Raw genomic sequence first — 19,986 nt, forward strand, 5'->3', positions numbered from 1 at the left:
TGCATATCTTCCATACAAAAAGACTCTGAAAAACATTTGCTTATTGCCTGTTTAGCCAAATGATGCATATTTTACTTCACTTTTCTATATATGTGTACTACAGGGTCAATACCTCTTTCAGTTGTTGTTCGGGTTGTGAGCTTATCTCCTTCTACCGAAATTGATAAATATTGGTCATCGTTGATATAAACCTGATTATCTTCTACCTTATATGAGCTATTTTTACTTTTAATCGTTTCGCAATTTCCTTCTTTTATAAAAGAATGAGACAAAAAAACGGAATCATCATCAAACTTATAAAATGTTTTCTTTTCACAATCTGACAAAGTTACATTGGGTTCAAATTGATTAGAAGAACTCTCCAGCATCCAAACGCCTTTAACCTTTTTAGTATCATTGAATTTACCTTTAGCACAACTAAAAGATAAAAATACCATAACTAATAATGTCAATATTTTTTTCATAACCGATTAAAATTTTATTTACTCTCAATTATCAAAAGACTTTCTTGCATATTGTACAATTCAATTCTTTTTCAGAATGTTATTGCTCTTCTTTAGTATCTTTTTTACGCTTTTTGCGGATATTACTCAACGCCTGTGCTATTTCGGTATTGATTTTATCGGCAAGACTTTTATAAGGAGCTTCCCCACGAACGAAAGCATACGCACCGATTGCCTTGGCAAAATGCTCAAAACTTTCCTGTGCTTCGGCTCTGGCAACTTTAGATTTACCCGTTTCCTCTTCCGACATTTTTTCAGTACGGGCGTTGTAAATCTTCTCAAATTCCTCATTTTGCTTGCCCAAAAGTGTAAGCCACGCTTCCAGATGCAATTCGGATATGGTTTCCTTTAGTTTTTCGGATTGATTAATATCATTGATGATATTCCTGATAGATGTAGTCTCGGACTTAAAAGACTGTTTTGTAATCTTTTTGCCGTATTCTTGATGATTTGATTTAATCTACAACTTTTTTAATCCATTGTTATCATTATGATATCAAAAGTCATATATCAATTCAACTTAATAATTTATATCAACTAGAATAAATGAGTCTATCCTAATAAACTAATCATCCAATAAATAATTACTGAAATGTAACTTCTGTTTTTTGACCGTTGTATGCAATGGCATACACTCTCGTATTTGCCGTTGGATTTTGTTTTAGATTAAACGAGTTTTTGTTGGTAACAAAAATCAGTTGACTACCTTCGTACACTTCATAGGCAACGACATTTTGATAACCTGAAGTGGTCACTCGTGTTCCACTTTTGGTTGCCGTTCCCTTTACAATGTCAGCTCTGTCCCTAAAATACATCCAGTTACTATCACAAATATACTCTATTTTATCAGTAAGTTCAGCATATCCAGCTCCATTTATTTGATTTTTTATTTGATTTACGTAAGAGTTGGTCACAGTAAGTTGCCTAGTAACATAATCCTTAACAGATTTGTCTATAGGCACATAAAAGCCCCATTTCTCAAAAAATGGGATAAGATTTGTTTGGGTTAATTCAGAAGTAATTTTAGTAAAGTCAACTTGATATTCACCATCTTGGATATTTGGCTTTAATGGAATGGTCCGAAGTTTATCATACATTTTTACAAAAAATTCCGAATCTCCTTTTACCTTAGAAAAATATAAGTTTAACTGCCAGAAAGGAACCAATTGACAGAAGACATCACCAATATCTCCGTGAGCCTTTTGAGGTACTATGGCTATGTTGTATGCTTTTTCATATCGATTGTTATACCCTCCTTCTCTCTGCATAGATTCTCTTTCCAATCGAGTAGGGATTTCCCAAGCCGTTTGGATGTTCAAAGAATTCATATTTACAGTACATTCGGTCATACCTATCCACATAAATACGGGAGCTACTTGGTGAGCGTGTCCTATTTCGTGGGCTGGTCCCCAAACATCAGTTTTGGTTTTATCTGAAGCATTCCCCATTTTATCAGGATTGCACAAAGTGCCCATCGTACTCACATTATAGGATGTTCTGTATTCAGTACAATACATAAAACTATGATACATAACCTGAAAGTATGCTCTATTAGGTAATTCTCTACCTTTTTCCTTGGTAGTACCTGCAAAAACATGAGTTTGATGAATCAATCTATCAAAAACATCTATAAGTTCTTTACCTCTCGAACCTGTGTGCGTTTTGTAACTTTCCACTGGGAAACAAAGATGTGCCTTTTCACCTATAACATCAAAATATTTGTTAGTCGCATTATTAATCAAGCGATTCCAATCTGCTTCGCTGTGTTTCGTTTTATCAAAATACCCGTTTACCTTACCTGTGGCAAAGTGAACCTTTATTTGTGGAGCCGACTGGTAATCTGCTGTTTGATATTGCAGGTAGATGAGTCCTTTTTTGCCAGCTTTTATTTTATTAACTCCCTCAAACAATGGATGATAAGATGCTTGATCAAAACCGTCTCCTTCTGGCTTGTCCAGATTTTGGATTTTAATTTGAATTTGCCGCCCTTGCGTAGGACCTACAAAAACAATTAATTCTTCTCCTTCATCTACACTAATTCCAGTGGGGTTGTCCAAGTTGCTGTAAGAATATTGCATACGATACATTTGGCGATAAGTATCCGGATTTGGCCAAGCCCTATAATTTTGAATACGAAACTCAGTAGGATACTGACCAAGCCTCATATATTGAGCAATATTTTTATAGAAGGGATTAGTAATATTCTGTATTTCTTGTTCTGTAATACCAGATTTTAATTCAGAGCAAGTGATATCAGTAAAAATAGATGTTGGATCAAAATTTTCTGTATTTCTTTTCCAAAATTCGATCTCGGCTGCAGCTGCAAATCCTTTTCTATCACCGTGTCCTGATTTTATAATTAACTTAAATGATTTTGCTCCAGTGATATGATCAAAAGAAACTCGAGTTGCTCTTCCATTTCCTTGAAAATCAAAATCAATTATTTTCTTATAAGTAGGATCTTGCTGAGTTGCCACCTGTATTTCTAATTGTTTAAAATGTCCATTACTTCCTTTTGTGCGTGGATAATACATCATATAGTCTACATCTTGTGGGGATTCAAAGAAATACTCTATAGTAATTGGAAAATAATTTTCAGGCTGATTATCCCAATTTGAATGGTAGATAGTACCCATATCTCCATCAAAGGATTTTTCTATCTCACCTCCAGGTTGGTGAGAGGTTGTGGTACCACGAGCTATTTTCAGCTTAACATTACCCTCAACACTTGAGGAATTATTACCTTCATAACCTGCAGATTGAGTTATAAAAACACGTTTTTCAATAGGAACAGAAAGTCCTTTAGACTTTACTCGTATAGTTCCAGTTCTGGAAGAAGACCCCATATTTTCAACTACGTTGAATACATATCTATGCCCTGTTTTACCTTCCAAATCTTGCTTGGTCTTTTGTGAAATCCATTCGGGAAAATCGATCTCATAATCTACATTGGAAGTTACAGTAAGTTCTATTTCTTTGGTTATTTTTTCGATTTTTAATATTTCCAAATCGAGCATAATTTCAGGAGTATCACCCAATTGTTGCACCCTAATTTCTTGCACTAATCCTCTTCCTTCTACTTTAATGGTCGCAGCCCTTGAGGCTGTTACATTTTTACTAACATTTACCTTTACAGAAGAACCTTCTTTTTTTACACTAATCCAAGCTATCTCAGTAGAGACTTTTACTGTCCAGTTTTCTATATTGGTTTTTACTTCTACACTTTTCACTGAGGCTTCTTTGGGAAAGCTCAATGTTTTGGGTTCTAGTGTTAAAAAGGGATCTTCTTCCACTTCTTTTTTACACGCCAACCAAATGATTAACGAAGTAAAAAGGAACACACTAATCAATTTTATATTTTTCATATGCAAATAATTTTAAATAAATCAAAAAAAGGATTTTCTGTTTTTCTTAGAAAATCCTTTTTTTATGTATAGATTTTTATTTTCCGTAAACAGCAAGCTCTGCCATACTAAAGAATGTAGGAGCTGTTCCTGAATTGGTTTTATGAACTTCTATTAGGAAATAAGAAAAAGATTCTTCTGAAACAAAGGTAAATGAATCGTACTTAGAAGCTGCAGCTGTTGGTAACCCAGAACTAATTCGAGTCAGTTCTTTCCAATCATTATTCCCATTATTAGATACCCATATCTTAATATCTTGTATTTTTCCGTTAGTGTTATTACGATTTTGATAACTAAACGCTATTTTATTGACTGATTTTTTCAAATTTACCATTACATAATGAGGTGCATCTCCTGCATTAGGGCTCCATCTACTATGATAAAAAGTACTGGCATCATTATCTATAAGTGCAGGCAAGCCATCTCCATCTTTCGGGTTTAACTGAGGAAAGTTTGAAGATAACATATCGGCTGTCAAAGTGATTTTGTTATTTTCTCCACCGTAAATAACCTCTAAATTAAATGGGTTTTCTGGAAGCTGAACACCTGATTTACTAGAAGAAACTATAGTTATAGGCACAAGAGCTTTTTTACCCACAAGATCACCTATTTTTGCAACTTTTATTGAAAAAGTCTCACTCACTGAACGCCCTTTTTTAAAGTATAGTTTGTTGCCATTTTCGAAGAAAATTTGATCAGAGGTAAGTACTCCGTTTTCAGGCAGTACTACTTCGCATTCAAAATCCCAAGGACTAACAAAAGGAAGTGATAAGGTAAAATTATAGGTTGCAACATCTGTACCTGAAATATCAACCGTAGCTCCGTTTGAGCTGTAATTTACTTCAGGAATTACAATTCTTGGTTTTAATAACAGAATCTTTTTTTCTGCATTTACTGAGTCCTTGGCATTTGCCTCAACCAATTCCAAAGGCAATATATAATTGCGATTCGAAGTATTACCGCCTAATAACTCCTTGATTTCGTTTGTTTTAAAAACTACTTTTGATTTCTTATATTTTTCAGATGACGAAAATGTTATAATCTCTTCCCCTAATTGATATGTGGAAGAAGGAAGTGCCACATAGTTTCTGCCTATTGATTGTGAATAAAACTCTAGCTCAGTTGCGTCCATTGCTTTCAATTTAACTTGCGCAGAAGCATTCGGCATATTTCCTGATTTGAATATAGTTACATCATACTCTCCATCTTCTCCTGTACTGTAAAGAGTTACATTTTGCTCCCCTTCTTCTTGAAACACAAGAATAGTGTCATACTGACTTGGTATTAAATCATCGTATCTTTTTTCACAAGAAAAAAGTGTTATAAGACCTAATACAAATAACGATGATATATATACATTTTTATTCATAAATATAATTTTTTTGATTTATAATCATTTTTGACCTTTTTCTTGTTCTTTGAGTGTTTTGTATATTTTATGTAGCAAATACACAGAATTTCCCAAAAAACTAATAACAAAAATACATTAAATATCTACCAACTTACTAAAAAATTTGATGTATCCATAATATTTTTATTTATCTTAAGTAGTAGTTAGCTCTGTAAAACTAACTACTACTCTATTAAATACCAACGATTAATACCCTGGAGCTTGTACCATCTGTGGATTTTTATATACCTCTATATGAAACACAGGTAATAGATACATCCTATTATTCCATCTGAATTCTTGATTAACTGGTTTCACTGTATTGAATTGTTCAAATGTAGGATTTTTAATTCCGTAAGCATTCAAACCTTTTCGCATACCTGAACCCATCGTTTGAGGAGCAATCATCCAGCGACGAACATCATAATAACGATGTCCTTCATTCCATAGTTCTATAAATCTCTCATTTTTTACCCATTCTTTTATATTCTGTACAGATAGGTCAGCTGTGGTTAAGTCTGGAACACCAGCACGATTACGCACCACGTTTAAATTTTCAATAGCTGATACCACATTGTCTAATTCTGCCTCACATTCTGCAAGATTCAAGTACAATTCTGCTAAACGGATAAGTGAGCGGGGTTTTGTTTGATTGGAACCTCCATCACTACCACTTAGGTTGTAATTTAACGAAGGAAGAACAAATTTTTGAGAGAAATATCCTGTAACATTGTTGTCTCTATTAAAAAGTTCTGGATTGTATCCATTTTTCTGAGCATCTCTCAAATCTATTTTTAAAGGGGAGCCATTAGCTATTTTTGAACCATAATCACCACCGTCAAATCCAAACCAAGCATAAAAGCGAGGCTCACGATTTACATTTAAATTAATAATTCCTGGCCTGTTCGCTATATTGGCTGAACTAAACCAACCATCACTTGAAGTAAAACTGTCATCATGAACAGGACGTTTTCCATTCTTTGTGTAAAAATATTCTATAGAGGTGTTCAAAACAGGGGATACTCCGCTCCAACCGTTTACATAATTACCATCCGTTTTTTTCAAGATTCGATGAGGTAATGACCCCTGAACAATATTCCCTTGATCAGCAATTCCCCAAATAATTTCTCTATTACCTTCTGTTGACCGTGTTGTTACGAGGTAACGCATAAGCATCACTTTTTTCAAAAAAGCCTTACCTTCGGGTGTATTTGCATCAACACCAGGTACAAATGGCAACGCGATGCCTTCTTGTGCGTAGTGATCCTCATCTGTATAGAGAGATGAGCCTCCTTGTGAAAGTGCAAAGTCTAATGCCTCTTGACAAGCTTTTCTCGCTCTCTCCCATTTCGCTTTATCATAAGTCAAACTAACCAAATCTTTTCCGTAACCAGGAGTTTCAAAGTTAAGATTTTTCCATTGAGGGCTAGGAAAACCTCCATTCCATAAAGGAGAGGCTGCATAAAGTAATAAGCGGGCTTTCATTGCCTTAGCTATAGTTGCTGTTGCACGCCCCCATTTTTCTCCAGTGTAAGATGGAGGTAAAACGGCAGCCGCTTCATCAAATTTATTGACTATCCAATCTGTTACATAGTCAAAATGGTAGCGCCCAACGTATTCCTTCTCTGGAGTTTCTGGATCAATATACTTATCTGTTATTGGACAAGGTCCATACAAAATAAGTGTTTGCATATGATAATATCCTAGTAAAAATTTTACCTCAGCTTCCCATATTTTTTTATCTTCGTCAGAAACTCCTCTCATATTTGGCAACTCTTGTAAAAAGAGATGACACTGTCCTACAAAGCGGTAGTAAGTTCCCCAAAGCCAACCATCAGCAATATTTGCAGATGTATTCAAATCATAAGTCATTATCTGTGGTCTACCATTCCACAAAGGAGGAAGTACCCACTCATCAGAGGCTCCTTGTACTGTCAGATACCCTATCGGGTTGACAATACCTCCATAACAACTATATAAAAATCCTAAAGAAGTATTGTAATTTTTACTAGCATCGGGAAGTCCAGGCTGCTCTGGTGGCACAACATCCAAGTAATCAGAGCAAGATGCCACCCCAAGAACCGCTAATAATGTAATACTACATAATTTTATTTTTCTAAACATATTCATAACATTAAAAATTAAGTTGAACACCTAAGTTATACATTCTTTGTAAAGGATAAGTACTCCAATGAAGCTCTGGATCCCATTGTTTAAAACTACTAAACATAGCGATATTCTCACCTCTTACATAAACACGTCCAAATTTAAACTTGTAACCAACTTCTAAAGCCTTCCAACGCAAAAAGCTACCATCACGCATCCAAAAAGTACTTGACTGGTTATTATTAGCAATATCAGAGGTTTGAAGCCCCAAACGAGGATATGCAGCATTAGGGTTAGGGTTGCTTTCCGTCCAACGATTATCCGCAATGTATTGGAAAACATGTCTGTCACCCTCTCCAAAGGGAGCTAATAACCCAGTAGTTATAGTTCGTTTTGCTTGACCATTAAACTGAGCATTAAAATCAAATTTTTTGTAGAATAGATTAATTCCAAAACCGTATTGAATACGAGGAGCTCTCCCATATGGAGATATCATCGTTTTATCATCATCAGTAATCAAACCGTCTCCATTAATATCTCGGTATTTAATATCACCAGGCATTGGAATACTACCTAAGTTTTGTTTTGGACTATTATCTATCTCCTCTTGTGAAGTAAACAAACCATCTGCTATAAATCCTTCAATATGGCTTAACGGTTTATTAGTTCTTGATTGCCAAGGATATTTATAAACAGGATCATCAACATCCACATACTTATTCTGTGTATAGGAAAAAGTGGAGTTTATCCTGAAACTAAAACTGTCCGTGACTTTTTGTTGCCAGTCAAGCCCGAACTCGTATCCCCATTTATAAACTTTTCCTTTGTTTGCGTGCGGTTTTGCAGCATGATAACCTAATGACTGTGGCCAAGCTTCACGCTTTAACATAATATCGTACCTATCTTCTGTGTAGTAGTCAGCCGTAAGACTCAATGCATCTTTAAAAAATTTTATATCTGCACCAATATTAAACTGTAATGATTTTTCCCAGCGAGCATTTCTAACTGGCCAACCAAGCACCTCTGGCCCCGAAAGTCTAAAACCAAGAGATTCCCCAGTAGTGTAGCCAATATTATCTAGCCTCACATCACCTATGTATAAGAAGTGAGGACCTCCTGTTTCATCACTACCCGTAAGACCATAAGTACTTCTGAGCTTTAAGAAAGATATAACATTTTCTAATGGAGCAAAGAAATCTTCTTTACTAACTGCCCAACCAATAGCCCCAGAAGGGAAGAATTCAAAACGATCTCCTTTTGGTAAACGTTCTGTTCCTGTGTACCCAAAAGAAAACTCTGCAAAGTACTTATATCCAAAGTTATAGGTAAAACGACCTGAAATAGACTGATTACGATGAGGTAAAATTCCCTCCTTATATTCACGCTGTCTGTACAGTAGCATACCTGTTACATTATGATTTTCTCCAAACTTTCTATCATAATCAACGGAGGTGTTAAAATCAAATGTTTGATCACCTGACAAGAATTTTGCAGAAGTAGTAATGTAGTCAGACCCCCCAGTTCCCAAACGTTCCGTTTCATATTCCTGTGTAACAGGATTATAACTTCCTTCTTTAACTCTATAAATATAAGGATCCACGAAGCGGTGATAACTATTCTGTGACCAATTTTTGAAGTTAATTAACATCGACATACTAAGCCCCTTAGTTATAAAATCAAATTTTTGTTTTAACTTTAGTGCAGTGTTGATAGTATTAGATCTTGTTTCATGAAATCCTGTATTCATATTAGCAAAGGGATTGCTTTTGAAATTATTACCTGAAACGACTGAACTACCAAACTTAAAGTGCTCGTCCCCAGGTTTTTGAGGATAATACACTGGGAAATTTATCGGATTAGAAGCTAAAATTTGTCCAAAAAAGCTAGTCAAGTTAACGTTAGGTGCATGATCGCCTCGTCTTTCAAAATTAGGACCTTCTGTTTGACGAATCTGGGCGTTCATTCTTAATTCTATCGTGGAACTTTCAGATAAATTATAAGTAATATTATTTTGAAAATTATATGCCCATCTGTTTATATTGTTGTCCCATGAATATATTTTTTGAGTTCTTAGCAATCCTTCATCATTGTTAGCTTGGATACTCATATAGTAAGTAGCCTTATCACCTCCTCCTTGAATATTTATGTTAGCTCGTTTATTTACTGCCATATCACGAAAAAGAACCTTTTCCCAATTTACATCAGGATAAACATAAGGATTTACACCGGAACGAGTTGCATCAATTCTTTCTTGTGAATACCGAATAGGGGCACTTGGATTACGAGTAAGAAGTGCTTCGTTGAATAGTTCCATCCAAGTAGCACCATCAACAAATTTTGGAAAATTGATAGGCGTGTTAAATGATTGATCATAAGTGATTCCTATTTTTGTTTTCTCATTCCTATTTCCATTTTTTGTTTTGATCACCATTACCCCATTGGAACCTCTTGAACCATAAATGGCAGTAGCAGAAGCATCTTTCAGAACGGAAAAACTCTCAATTGTTTCGGCGGGAATGTTATCCAAATCCGTAGCAGATATTTCAACATCATCCAACAAAATCAAAGGCGTGGTTCTTCCTCCAAAAGTACTAATCCCCCTAATGTAAAATTCAGCAGCCGAGCCTGGCTCTCCACTTCTAGAAGAGGAAAATACACCGGCAAGCTGTCCAGCGAACGCACTTGTCAAGGAAGACGAAGGTGATCTTAATTCTCCTCCTTTGACAGTTGCTACTGCACCAGAAACACTCACTTTTTTCTGAGTGCCGTGTCCAATAACTACCACCTCATCGATTTGACTAGCCTCCTCCACAAGTTTCACATTAATTATCAGTACCTTATTCGATCCTGACACTTTTTTTGTTTGGACTTGGTAACCAAGCGAAGAAAACTCCAATACATCACCACTCTTGGTTTGTATTTCGTAATTTCCATCAAAGTCTGTTGCGACACCTTTCGATGTTCCTTTTATCACAACACCCACTCCTGGTAATGGAACTCCATTACCATCGGTAACGTTTCCTTTAACCAATAATGTTTGTGCTATAATGGGACTTAAAGCCCATCCAAACACAAAGGCTAACAATGTTAAAATTTTTACTTGCATAAGTTTATTTTTGTTAAAGATTTCTTGGTTACAAAGTTAAATAATTCTTTTATATCAGCAATTTATTTCTTTTAAAATTATTCCACAAGTTTACTTATTTAGAATATTTTTAACATAAGTCTATCAAACCTTTTGTAATAAACCTCAAGTACAATATTACTTATCAAATTGGATTTAGGGTTTCATATATTATTATCAAAACTTTAACACCATCTATCCGAGTAAAACCTCACTTTATTTTAAAACGTTTTATACAATTACGTATCAAAATAAGCATCTTCTCCTTTCCCATTTCTTCATCATCCAATTTAATGTAAGATATATTTAATTTTCATCTTTTTTGAATGAATAAATTGATTCCTCCCTAAAAATTAACGTCTTTACTTATTAAAGTGATAATACACAGACTACTAACTTTATTTTTTACTCTCCAAGATATATCTCTTAGAGAGTTTCTTCCATTGACATTCTGTTCTTAACCATTTTATAATCACAGAAAAATCAACGAAAAATTAAATCTTGCTTTAGAATTTCTTTTTCCTACGTCAAAATAAGGAATGATTCATTTTTTTATGTATTTTTGCTAAAAATTATTGATATTTAATATTTTAGATAATATAAAAAATATTATTTTTCACGAAACTTTTACCTTGTAAAAAAATTATTTCAAAATCATTAAAAAGTTAAATTATGGAGTTCATAAAGGAGATTGAATCACGTTTTAAAGAAGCACAAGAAAATTATCTATCACTAAAAAAAGAAATTGAAAGTAAAGTAGTTAGGTGGTTTTGGGCAAGTAATAGTATATTTACATTAAACCCTTTTTGGTTTGAACAAAATCGATATCCAAAAGGAAAAATCTTGAAGGAAGAACCTACCAAAAATCAAGAATATGCCCATTTATATGGTGTAAATGCCCAAAATGAAATCATTGTAAATAGAGAAATGACCAGTTTTAAAGAGAATTTCTATGAAACTTTCTATTTCAGAGCTAAAAATGAAATTTTAAGCTACCATTTTGACTATGGAAAAGAAAAAAAACTCATAAATGTCAAAAAATATACATACAAAAACGACCGATTGGTAGCAATTTATTCCTTTTTTGAGAAAAATGGATATTGGATAGAGCATTTCGTCTATGAAAATGAGAAACTTATCCGCAAAGAATGGCAGGGCGTGGATAATTATGGTAAAAATTTTAATCGTACAATGAATTACGATTACGATGAAATCGGGCAGTTAAAAACCATCAAAGAGGACGATTATATCTGGCACCAAAAACCTGATAAAAAGCTATCTTACAAGAAATTAACAGAGCTTTCACAAGAAAAATTACTTTCTTTATTAAAGGAAACTATTCGAAAAAACGCTCCGAATGAAAAGTTGTATTGTATCAATTTGAGTTATTTTGGTGAAAATATGATTCCACCACAAATTGGCTTCGGTACACAGTCCGACAGAAAAGAATGGACTGAAAATGAGTATCATATCGATATTATTTGGAATGTAGCCGACTATTCACACTCAGCAGAAATTACGCCTGACGATGAAACTTCCAACTTGTTCGACCTTTTCAATCAAGAAACAGAACTGAATGAAAAATACAGCACCGCTATCAAAGTTGTCATTGAATGTGCAAAAACCTTAAAAAAAGATTTACAGGAGCTTAAACTACAAACAACCGATGATTTTGTGGTAGTTGCCGGATATTTTGACCAATCCGATTTCAGAAAAAACTTCAAACAAATCAACCCTGAACTTTTTGAAGTTTTTAAAAAGAAATTGCCATAAAATTAAGATTTTCTTCAAAAAAGAAGAACAAACTATTATTTCTTCAAAAATTAAAATAATTTAGTTTCAAAAATAATAATGAATGAACATCGGAAGACTTTTTCAAAATCAAGAATTTATATTTTCTGGTTTCGACGGGCAAAAAATAGAAAAATTAATTGCAGTATATGATGAACCCCTCTGCAAAAATGTGGTAATGGTTTATCTCAAAGTAAAAAATCATTTGTGGCATCAATTCTTTTTGGATATTGGCATCGGTTTTTGGGAAAATTGGGAAGAAAACGAAATAGAAAAAGATGAAAATTTCATTTACATCGATAAAACTGACGATTTTCAAATCAAAAATAAAACTATTGAAAAAATTTGGTGTGAAATTGACAAAAATGAAAATAGTCAAATTAACATCAAACTTACTGATGGTAAGCAAATTACTCTAAAAACAGTATATAATGCACATTCGGAAAGTGAAGATAAATTAGAAATCAAATAGAATATGTCAATAATTAACAAAATTTGGAAAACAGAAGAAAAGAAATTGCCTTGCACTAATTGTATTGTTTTTGGCAATGACAATGTTATTATCCTTGATTTTGTAACATACTATGAATCAAATACAAAGAAAAGATCTGCCGAAGTTTCCCCTCTGTGCGACACCACAATAAGCAGTATCTTAAAGTACAATCCGTGTGAAAATTGGGCTTGGGTGGATATATGGAATGAGTTAATCGCTGATGACAAGCAAAAATTTGTTTGCGGAGATGGTTCGTATGGGAATGAAGGTTTTGTTGTTTGTGAAGATTTGGAAGGAAATTTGATTTGGGGAATATTTTTTGACCAAACTAACCCGATTGCAGAGCTGAAAATCATTGATAATAAGCTAATTGGCATCACAGAGCATCGTGAATCACAGATAGAAATTAATCTGAAAGACATCACGGATATTAAATTCATAATTTATGACAGAGACTAATATTTTCAAATTTCGTAATTGGATTTACACTAAAAAGATTCCAAACTTGGAAATGGAAATCAGATACATTCACTTTGAAGAAGGAGAAACACAAACCAAATCAATTGTAGTTGATTTAACCAACAAGAAATACGTTGGTCGTTTTACAATGTGGGAAGATAATAGTTGTGTTATGGAACTTATTGATATAGAATCAGAAAACAATATTTTATTTGATAGATTTGAATTTTCCGAATTCGATGATTTTAAAGCCAAATACAATGAATTACAATCGTTCTTTACATAAATTTTAATAATTAACTTAAAATCGAATTGTATTTAGTAAAACCTTATGATGAAAGAAGCCTATTTTCTTTCGTTCTTTATGATTTTTCGATGTATTTTTTATATCTTTGAGGCATTAGATTTTTAAATTTTCGAAATTATATGATAAAAAAATTATTTCTTTCGGTATTTTTCTTAATGTTTTTGAATTTATATTCACAAAATGAGCCTACTAACGACAGATTAGATTGGTTCAAAAATGCCAAATTAGGGATTTTCATTCATTGGGGATATTACGGAGTAAACGGAATCACAGAATCGTGGTCGATGTATCATAAACGTATTTCCCACGCCGATTATCTAAAACAAGGAGCACAATTTACGGCATCAAACTACAATCCTGAACAATGGTTGGATTTATTTAAAAAAATAGGTGCTAAATATGTGGTTCTCACAACAAAACATCACGATGGCATAGCTTTGTGGAATACAAAACACAGCTCTTTAAGTACCGTAAAACACGCAGCTGCAAAAAAAGATTTGCTCTCCCCTTTTGTCAATGCTGTTCGTAAAAGAAATATGAAATTAGGGTTTTACTACTCGCTTTGTGATTGGTCACACCCTGATTATTCACCAGTTACTTTTGAACGCATTAAAAACACTAAAAAATTCTATCCGCAAAAAGGAGAACAAAAATTAACCGCTTGGGAACGTTTTGTTAAATTCAATTTTAATCAGTTGGAAGAATTAAATGCTTATCGTCCTGATTTATATTGGTTTGATGGTGATTGGGAACACAAAGCTGAAGAATGGAAATCTGCTGAAATTAAGCAATTTTTACTTGATTGGAATCCGAATGTAATTGTAAATTCACGGCTTAATGAATATGGTGATTACAAAACTCCGGAACAAGGAGTTCCTATTGTTCGTCCTGAAGGTGCTTGGGAATTTTGTATGACGATGAACGATAATTGGGGCTACTTCCCTTCTGACAAAAATTACAAACCTGTGGCTCAAATCATTCGTACTTTCGTTGAAGTTATCAGTAATGGAGGAAATCTTTTGCTTAATATAGGTCCGAAACCCGATGGAACAATCGCAGAAGAACAAATCGAACGTTTGGAAGCACTTGGCAAATGGATTGAAAAACACAAAACAGCTGTTTACAACACTGAAGCTGGGCTTCCGTATGGGCATTTTTACGGACCTACAATGTTAAGTAAAGACCATAAAAAACTTTACTTATGTTTGTTCGACTCTCCGAAGAATTATATTCAACTGAAAGGCATTCAAACAAAAGTAAAGTCTGTTAAAGTATTGGATTCTGGTGAAAATCTCACTTTTGAACGTAATGGAGGTGCAGCTTGGAACAATATTCCGGGTATTTTACGCATTTCCGTTCCTTCAGAAAAATCCCTTGACCCTTACGTAACCATTTTAGAAATAGAATTAGAAGACAAACTCATACTTTATCGAGGTCACGGAAATGCCGTAGAACTGAATATGTAATTAGCTATTTTTTAATCGTTTAATTGTTTCTATCGGATTTTCCGAATTAAAAACAAAACTTCCTGCCACCAAAGCATCGGCACCAGCGTCAACAAGTTGTTTGGCGTTTTTATCACTTACACCTCCGTCAACTTCAATTAGGGCTTTAGAATTTGCTTTTGCAATAAGCTCTTTGGTTTGACGGATTTTTTTATACGTATTTTCAATGAATGATTGCCCTCCAAAACCCGGATTTACACTCATCAGAAGAACTAAATCAATATCTTGGATAATATCTTCCAAAACTAAAACCGGAGTATGCGGATTAAGTGCCACACCAGCTTTCATTCCTTCATTTTTAATAGCCTGAACAGTTCTGTGTAGATGCGTACAAGCCTCATAATGAACAGTTAATATTTCACTTCCTAATTTCTTAAAAGTGGAGATATAACGGTCAGGATCAACAATCATTAAGTGTACATCCAAAGGTTTTTGTGTGTGTTTGTTAATCGCATCAAGTACAGGCATTCCGTAAGAGATATTCGGAACAAAAACACCGTCCATTATATCTATATGAAACCAATCGGCTTGACTTTGGTTAACCATTTCCACATCACGTTGCAAATTTCCAAAATCTGCTGCTAACATTGAAGGTGCTAATATCATTTCTGTTTTATTTTTGCTTTAAGATAAGTTTATTTTTAAAAAGAAAAAACACAAACTTTCAACCTCTTAAAATTCAGGTTAAAAACTTGTGTTTATCTATCATCTACACTATATATCAATTAATTACAAGTACGTTTTCAAAATTTTGCTTCGGGAAGTATGCTTCAATCGGCGAATTGCTTTTTCCTTGATTTGACGCACACGCTCGCGAGTAAGTTCAAAGGTTTCCCCGATTTCTTCAAGTGTCATCGCGTGTTGGTCTCCCAATCCGAAGTACAAACGAATTACGTCCGCTTCACGAGGAGTCAATGTTTCCAAAGCTCGTTCTATTTCGGTACGTAAAGAATCCAATATCAGCTCTTTATCAGGATTTGGTGACTCACTACTACGCAAAACATCATACAAATTTGAGTCCTCACCTTCTACCAAAGGAGCATCCATTGAAATGTGACGACCTGCATTCTTCATTGATTCTTTTACGTCATTTACTGACATATCCAACTCCTTAGCAATTTCTTCCGCTGAAGGAACCCGCTCGTGAGCTTGTTCCAAATAGGCATACATTTTATTGATTTTGTTAATCGAGCCTATTTTATTTAGTGGCAAACGAACGATTCTGGACTGTTCCGCTAATGCCTGTAAAATAGATTGACGAATCCACCAAACGGCATACGAAATGAATTTAAATCCTCGTGTTTCATCAAAACGCTGAGCAGCTTTTATAAGTCCAAGATTTCCTTCATTAATTAAATCAGGAAGCGTAAGACCCTGATTTTGATACTGTTTTGCTACTGACACCACGAAACGTAAATTTGCTTTCGTTAGTTTTTCCAAAGCAATATTATCCCCAGCCTTAATACGTTGTGCCAACTCTACCTCTTCATCGGCTGTAATTAAATCCACCTTTCCAATCTCTTGAAGATATTTATCAAGAGAAGCAGTTTCACGATTGGTTACCTGTTTGGTAATTTTTAGTTGTCTCATTTAAAAATTATCCTTATTTTTGTGGTTTCTAAAAAGTACTTTTGTAACGATTACAACTCATTTTACGTTATTTGTAGAAAGAAAGTTACAAAAAGAATTAATTTTAACATTAATTTAACTAATGAAGTATTCATTCATTATCCCTGTATATAACCGCCCTGAAGAAATTGATGAACTTTTAAACAGCATATCAAAACAAACATATGAAGATGATTTTGAAGTAGTTATTATTGAAGATGGTTCTTCTATTTCTTCGGAAAAGATTTGCAGAAAGTATGCAAATAAGTTGAACATCAACTACATATTTAAGGAAAATACAGGTCCTGGGGCTTCTCGTAATTATGGGATGCAACGAGCAAAAAATGATTATTTCATAATTTTGGATTCAGATTGCTTATTACCAGAACATTATCTTGAATCTGTTGATGATTTTATTCAAAAAAATTATGTAGATTGTTTTGGAGGTCCTGATACTGCCGATGATACTTTCACGGATATTCAAAAGGCAATAAATTACGTAATGACTTCATTATTAACCACTGGAGGTATTCGAGGGAATAGCAAAAGTGTACAAAAATTTGAACCACGTAGTTTCAATATGGGGCTTTCCCGAAAAGCCTTTGAAGCCACAGAAGGATTTGGAAAAATACACCCCGGAGAAGACCCTGATTTAGTAATCCGTTTATGGCAGAAAGGATTCAAAACAGCATTTATTGAAGATGCTTTCGTTTATCACAAACGCAGAATTTCGTGGGCAAAATTCAAAAAGCAAGTTAGTAAATTCGGACAAACACGTGCCATTCTAAATCACTGGTATCCAAACACTAAAAAACTAACGTATTGGTTACCTCTATGTTTTTCATTAGGGCTTATTCTCTCTGTTTTGTTTGCTTTTTTAGGACGTCCTCAGGGAATTTTTGTTTATGGTTCCTACTTCATTTTTTTAATGTTGGATAGTGCCAGAACAAATAAAAGTATAAAAATCGGCTTTTTATCTGTTTGGGCTATTTTGGTGCAGTTTTTCAGCTATGGCTTTAGCTTTTTGTTTGCAACTATGAAACTTTGTTTTTCTTCCAAAAAACCAGAAACGTTATTTCCACATTTATTTTTCAAATAATTACGCTGATTTTTTATTATAAAAGAGGACACATTTTCAATTTTTGAAATTTTCAACGTTTATTTATGATTTTAATCAAACCGTTGTAATATTTTTCTTATCTTTGCCATCAGTGAAAACAAGGTGGTGCTACATAGGTATTTTATTGATAACCTTTTCCGTGCTTTATAGTAGTTTACGGACAGGAGTTTATTTTACCTATTATCTTGTAGATAATGAAGGTTTTACGAAAAATTTCTGTCAGAATCAAGATAAACCAGAAATGCATTGCAACGGAAAATGTAAACTTGCCGATATTGCTTCTGAAAATGAGAAAAATAACGACTTTAATTTTGAGAAATTCGCCACAGACTTCAATTGGATTACTCACGAGAATTTTTCATATTCCATTTTAGTAAAACAACAAAATATACAACACAAATTTTACCACAAAAATCCTTATTGGGAAAAAATCCATTTTGCTATTTTTCATCCCCCTATTTTCGCGTAATTTTCTTCATTTTTGATTGATTTTTGCCATCAATATACTGATTTGTCAGGCTGAGCGAAGTCGAAGCTTTAACGTTGCAAAACTCAATCTTTTAATATTTTGAAGATAAAAAATATCTTCAAAGGGGTTTTATATTCCAAAAACAACGAAAATTATTAATTTAAATAGCAATTTAAGATGAAAATAGCAACATATATCACCATTTTATTTACTTTTTTGATTGTTTCTTGTTCGAAAGACGACAAAAACATTGAAAAACCAATTGAAGAAACAAAAAATATCAGTCCTGCAGCACCTTCCGATATTCCTACACCTTTGGATAAACTTAAAGAAGTGGCAAATTTTACTGAAAATAATCACGTAATTTCTGTAAAAACTATCAATGGAGCTTTATACACCGGATATAACGATATTTATATTACCATTACAGAAGTAAAAACAGGAAAATCATTATTGCCTGAAAAAATCACTTTTTTACCAATGATGCGTATGTACGATAATGGGGATTCGAAAAAAATCAAGCATTCACATTCGTGTCCGCATACTGAAAATTTGACGAAAGTAAACAACAATCATTATCGAGGATATGCTGTTTTTCAAATGAATACAGGCGAACTCGGGCATTGGGATTTCAGCCTGAATTACACCATTTCTGGCAAAGAATTTCAAGTTCAGAAACAACACATCGAAATTCAAAAACAACCCAAAGACAGTCATCTGAAATTCACAAGATTTAGAGGAAAAGACGAAAAAATGTACATTTTGGCACTTATCAGCCCAATGCAACACCACATCGGACGCAACGACAATGTTATAGCAGGTTTGTTCAAAGCCGAATCGATGACTTCTTTTCCATTGGCAAAAGATTTTTCATTGTTGTTAGACCCGCGTATGCCTGGAGCTGATATGCAAAATCATTCTACACCTTTTGACGACTTCAAAGCACAACCTGATGGTTTTCACAAAGCCAATATCAACTATTCAATGAGTGGTCATTGGGAATTGAATTTTCAAATAAAAAATGCTGAGGGAGAGATTATTGCAGGAACAGAAGTCCCTAAAACTCCGAAAACCAAAGAAGATTTTGACACCGTTAGTGAGGTACACTTGCGAGTAGATATTCCTGAAGGAAAATAACTTTTTAGACCGTGTATAAAAAGTATGATGGTGGTTCTTATTGTCAGGCTGAGCGTAGTCGAAGCCTTATCATTACAGGGCTTCGACTACGCTCAGCCTGACAAAAATACGTCTTTTTTAAGGCATCGTACTTTTACTTTTTAGTATGAGAAATATGGTAAAATTTCTTTTATTTTGATATTCTTACATTCGAAATATTTCCTGATGGCATTGGAGATGAAGCGTTAAGAAAATCAATGAATGGAGCGTTGAAAATCTCCATTGTCCGAAGCGACCGTAGGGAGCAAGTTTGGAGATTTTCAGCAAAGTCCGCGAAAGCGGAGTATGTGAGAATTGATTTTTAGCGTAGTATCCAAAGCCTTGATTTTTGGTTCTTTTCATCTAAGGAAAAGAACAAATAACAAAATCAAAAAAGAGATTTTACCATACTTTTTAAAACAATCGTATTAAAAACGAATGAAAAAAAATCTTTTCAGTATCTTTCTATTGGTGTTTGGTTTTTCCTTTGCTCAAAAAACACAAGAAAAGGATAGTGTGGTTCATCTTTCAGAAGTGATTATCAAAGGTTTG

17 protein-coding genes are annotated in these 19,986 nt (G+C 33.9%); 8 read left to right on the forward strand and 9 right to left on the reverse strand.

From position 1 onward, the window contains the following. Positions 1 to 71 precede the first annotated feature (71 nt). The 6 genes from GN105_RS08550 to GN105_RS08575 all read right to left on the reverse strand — a co-directional run bounded on the left by GN105_RS08550 (position 72) and on the right by GN105_RS08575 (position 10,509). A complete protein-coding gene (locus GN105_RS08550) occupies positions 72 to 464 on the reverse strand; it encodes a lipocalin-like domain-containing protein (RefSeq protein ID WP_155284989.1) in 393 nt (130 codons plus the stop codon). 79 nt (positions 465 to 543) lie between these two features. Continuing rightward, positions 544 to 963, reverse strand: a complete 420-nt coding sequence (locus tag GN105_RS08555) for a DUF6261 family protein (RefSeq protein ID WP_227977349.1) — start codon at positions 961 to 963, stop codon at positions 544 to 546. A gap of 124 nt (positions 964 to 1,087) precedes the next feature. After that, positions 1,088 to 3,868 (reverse strand): M60 family metallopeptidase, encoded by a 2,781-nt coding sequence (locus tag GN105_RS08560; RefSeq protein ID WP_227977347.1) that lies wholly within the window; start codon positions 3,866 to 3,868, stop codon positions 1,088 to 1,090. A gap of 76 nt (positions 3,869 to 3,944) precedes the next feature. After that, on the reverse strand, positions 3,945 to 5,165 hold the full coding sequence (locus GN105_RS08565) for a BT_3987 domain-containing protein (RefSeq protein WP_227978810.1): 1,221 nt from the start codon (positions 5,163 to 5,165) through the stop codon (positions 3,945 to 3,947). Positions 5,166 to 5,504: 339 nt separating this feature from the next. Continuing rightward, entirely contained in the window at positions 5,505 to 7,427 is a 1,923-nt protein-coding gene (locus tag GN105_RS08570) for a RagB/SusD family nutrient uptake outer membrane protein (RefSeq protein WP_173014984.1), read from the reverse strand. Positions 7,428 to 7,431: 4 nt separating this feature from the next. Continuing rightward, positions 7,432 to 10,509, reverse strand: coding sequence for a SusC/RagA family TonB-linked outer membrane protein (locus tag GN105_RS08575; protein WP_155284993.1), 3,078 nt, complete (start codon positions 10,507 to 10,509; stop codon positions 7,432 to 7,434). Positions 10,510 to 11,199: 690 nt separating this feature from the next. Here GN105_RS08575 and GN105_RS08580 point away from each other — a divergent pair. The 5 genes from GN105_RS08580 to GN105_RS08600 all read left to right on the forward strand — a co-directional run bounded on the left by GN105_RS08580 (position 11,200) and on the right by GN105_RS08600 (position 15,043). Next, complete coding sequence (locus tag GN105_RS08580; protein ID WP_175577630.1) at positions 11,200 to 12,300, forward strand: hypothetical protein; 1,101 nt, start codon at positions 11,200 to 11,202, stop codon at positions 12,298 to 12,300. Positions 12,301 to 12,382: 82 nt separating this feature from the next. Beyond that, entirely contained in the window at positions 12,383 to 12,790 is a 408-nt protein-coding gene (locus GN105_RS08585; RefSeq protein ID WP_155284994.1) for a hypothetical protein, read from the forward strand. A gap of 3 nt (positions 12,791 to 12,793) precedes the next feature. Beyond that, positions 12,794 to 13,270: a hypothetical protein gene (locus tag GN105_RS08590; protein WP_155284995.1), complete on the forward strand. Its 477-nt coding sequence runs from the start codon at positions 12,794 to 12,796 to the stop codon at positions 13,268 to 13,270. After that, positions 13,257 to 13,556, forward strand: a complete 300-nt coding sequence (locus tag GN105_RS08595) for an immunity protein TriTu family protein (RefSeq protein WP_155284996.1) — start codon at positions 13,257 to 13,259, stop codon at positions 13,554 to 13,556. Before GN105_RS08590 ends, GN105_RS08595 begins: the two co-directional genes overlap by 14 nt. A 140-nt stretch (positions 13,557 to 13,696) precedes the next feature. Next, a complete protein-coding gene (locus tag GN105_RS08600) occupies positions 13,697 to 15,043 on the forward strand; it encodes an alpha-L-fucosidase (protein ID WP_155284997.1) in 1,347 nt (448 codons plus the stop codon). Here the strand turns inward: GN105_RS08600 and rpe are convergent, their stop codons facing one another. After that, positions 15,044 to 15,688, reverse strand: a complete 645-nt coding sequence (gene rpe, locus GN105_RS08605; protein WP_155284998.1) for a ribulose-phosphate 3-epimerase — start codon at positions 15,686 to 15,688, stop codon at positions 15,044 to 15,046. Between the two features lie 123 nt (positions 15,689 to 15,811). Continuing rightward, positions 15,812 to 16,672, reverse strand: a complete 861-nt coding sequence (locus GN105_RS08610; protein ID WP_018279989.1) for a sigma-70 family RNA polymerase sigma factor — start codon at positions 16,670 to 16,672, stop codon at positions 15,812 to 15,814. A 121-nt stretch (positions 16,673 to 16,793) separates the two neighbouring features. Between GN105_RS08610 and GN105_RS08615 the strand changes: the two genes are divergently transcribed. The 3 genes from GN105_RS08615 to GN105_RS08625 all read left to right on the forward strand — a co-directional run bounded on the left by GN105_RS08615 (position 16,794) and on the right by GN105_RS08625 (position 19,416). After that, positions 16,794 to 17,789: a glycosyltransferase family 2 protein gene (locus GN105_RS08615; protein WP_155284999.1), complete on the forward strand. Its 996-nt coding sequence runs from the start codon at positions 16,794 to 16,796 to the stop codon at positions 17,787 to 17,789. A gap of 112 nt (positions 17,790 to 17,901) precedes the next feature. Continuing rightward, positions 17,902 to 18,279, forward strand: a complete 378-nt coding sequence (locus GN105_RS08620; RefSeq protein ID WP_155285000.1) for a hypothetical protein — start codon at positions 17,902 to 17,904, stop codon at positions 18,277 to 18,279. 177 nt (positions 18,280 to 18,456) lie between these two features. Next, on the forward strand, positions 18,457 to 19,416 hold the full coding sequence (locus GN105_RS08625) for a hypothetical protein (RefSeq protein ID WP_155285001.1): 960 nt from the start codon (positions 18,457 to 18,459) through the stop codon (positions 19,414 to 19,416). A gap of 183 nt (positions 19,417 to 19,599) precedes the next feature. Here the strand turns inward: GN105_RS08625 and GN105_RS12855 are convergent, their stop codons facing one another. After that, positions 19,600 to 19,797 (reverse strand): hypothetical protein, encoded by a 198-nt coding sequence (locus GN105_RS12855; RefSeq protein WP_173014981.1) that lies wholly within the window; start codon positions 19,795 to 19,797, stop codon positions 19,600 to 19,602. Positions 19,798 to 19,986 lie beyond the last annotated feature (189 nt).

Source organism: Capnocytophaga felis, assembly GCF_009684755.1.
Lineage (GTDB): Bacteria > Bacteroidota > Bacteroidia > Flavobacteriales > Flavobacteriaceae > Capnocytophaga > Capnocytophaga felis.

What these genes read in the sequence shown, in the direction of transcription:
- GN105_RS08550 (WP_155284989.1), bottom strand. Translation starts at nt 464, where the DNA reads ATGAAAAAAATATTGACATTATTAGTTATGGTATTTTTATCTTTTAGT.
- GN105_RS08560 (WP_227977347.1), bottom strand. Translation starts at nt 3,868, where the DNA reads ATGAAAAATATAAAATTGATTAGTGTGTTCCTTTTTACTTCGTTAATC.
- GN105_RS08570 (WP_173014984.1), bottom strand. Translation starts at nt 7,427, where the DNA reads ATGAATATGTTTAGAAAAATAAAATTATGTAGTATTACATTATTAGCG.
- GN105_RS08575 (WP_155284993.1), bottom strand. Translation starts at nt 10,509, where the DNA reads ATGCAAGTAAAAATTTTAACATTGTTAGCCTTTGTGTTTGGATGGGCT.
- GN105_RS08580 (WP_175577630.1), top strand. Translation starts at nt 11,200, where the DNA reads ATGGAGTTCATAAAGGAGATTGAATCACGTTTTAAAGAAGCACAAGAA.
- GN105_RS08585 (WP_155284994.1), top strand. Translation starts at nt 12,383, where the DNA reads ATGAACATCGGAAGACTTTTTCAAAATCAAGAATTTATATTTTCTGGT.
- GN105_RS08590 (WP_155284995.1), top strand. Translation starts at nt 12,794, where the DNA reads ATGTCAATAATTAACAAAATTTGGAAAACAGAAGAAAAGAAATTGCCT.
- GN105_RS08595 (WP_155284996.1), top strand. Translation starts at nt 13,257, where the DNA reads ATGACAGAGACTAATATTTTCAAATTTCGTAATTGGATTTACACTAAA.
- GN105_RS08600 (WP_155284997.1), top strand. Translation starts at nt 13,697, where the DNA reads ATGATAAAAAAATTATTTCTTTCGGTATTTTTCTTAATGTTTTTGAAT.
- rpe (WP_155284998.1), bottom strand. Translation starts at nt 15,688, where the DNA reads ATGATATTAGCACCTTCAATGTTAGCAGCAGATTTTGGAAATTTGCAA.
- GN105_RS08610 (WP_018279989.1), bottom strand. Translation starts at nt 16,672, where the DNA reads ATGAGACAACTAAAAATTACCAAACAGGTAACCAATCGTGAAACTGCT.
- GN105_RS08615 (WP_155284999.1), top strand. Translation starts at nt 16,794, where the DNA reads ATGAAGTATTCATTCATTATCCCTGTATATAACCGCCCTGAAGAAATT.
- GN105_RS08625 (WP_155285001.1), top strand. Translation starts at nt 18,457, where the DNA reads ATGAAAATAGCAACATATATCACCATTTTATTTACTTTTTTGATTGTT.
- GN105_RS12855 (WP_173014981.1), bottom strand. Translation starts at nt 19,797, where the DNA reads ATGAAAAGAACCAAAAATCAAGGCTTTGGATACTACGCTAAAAATCAA.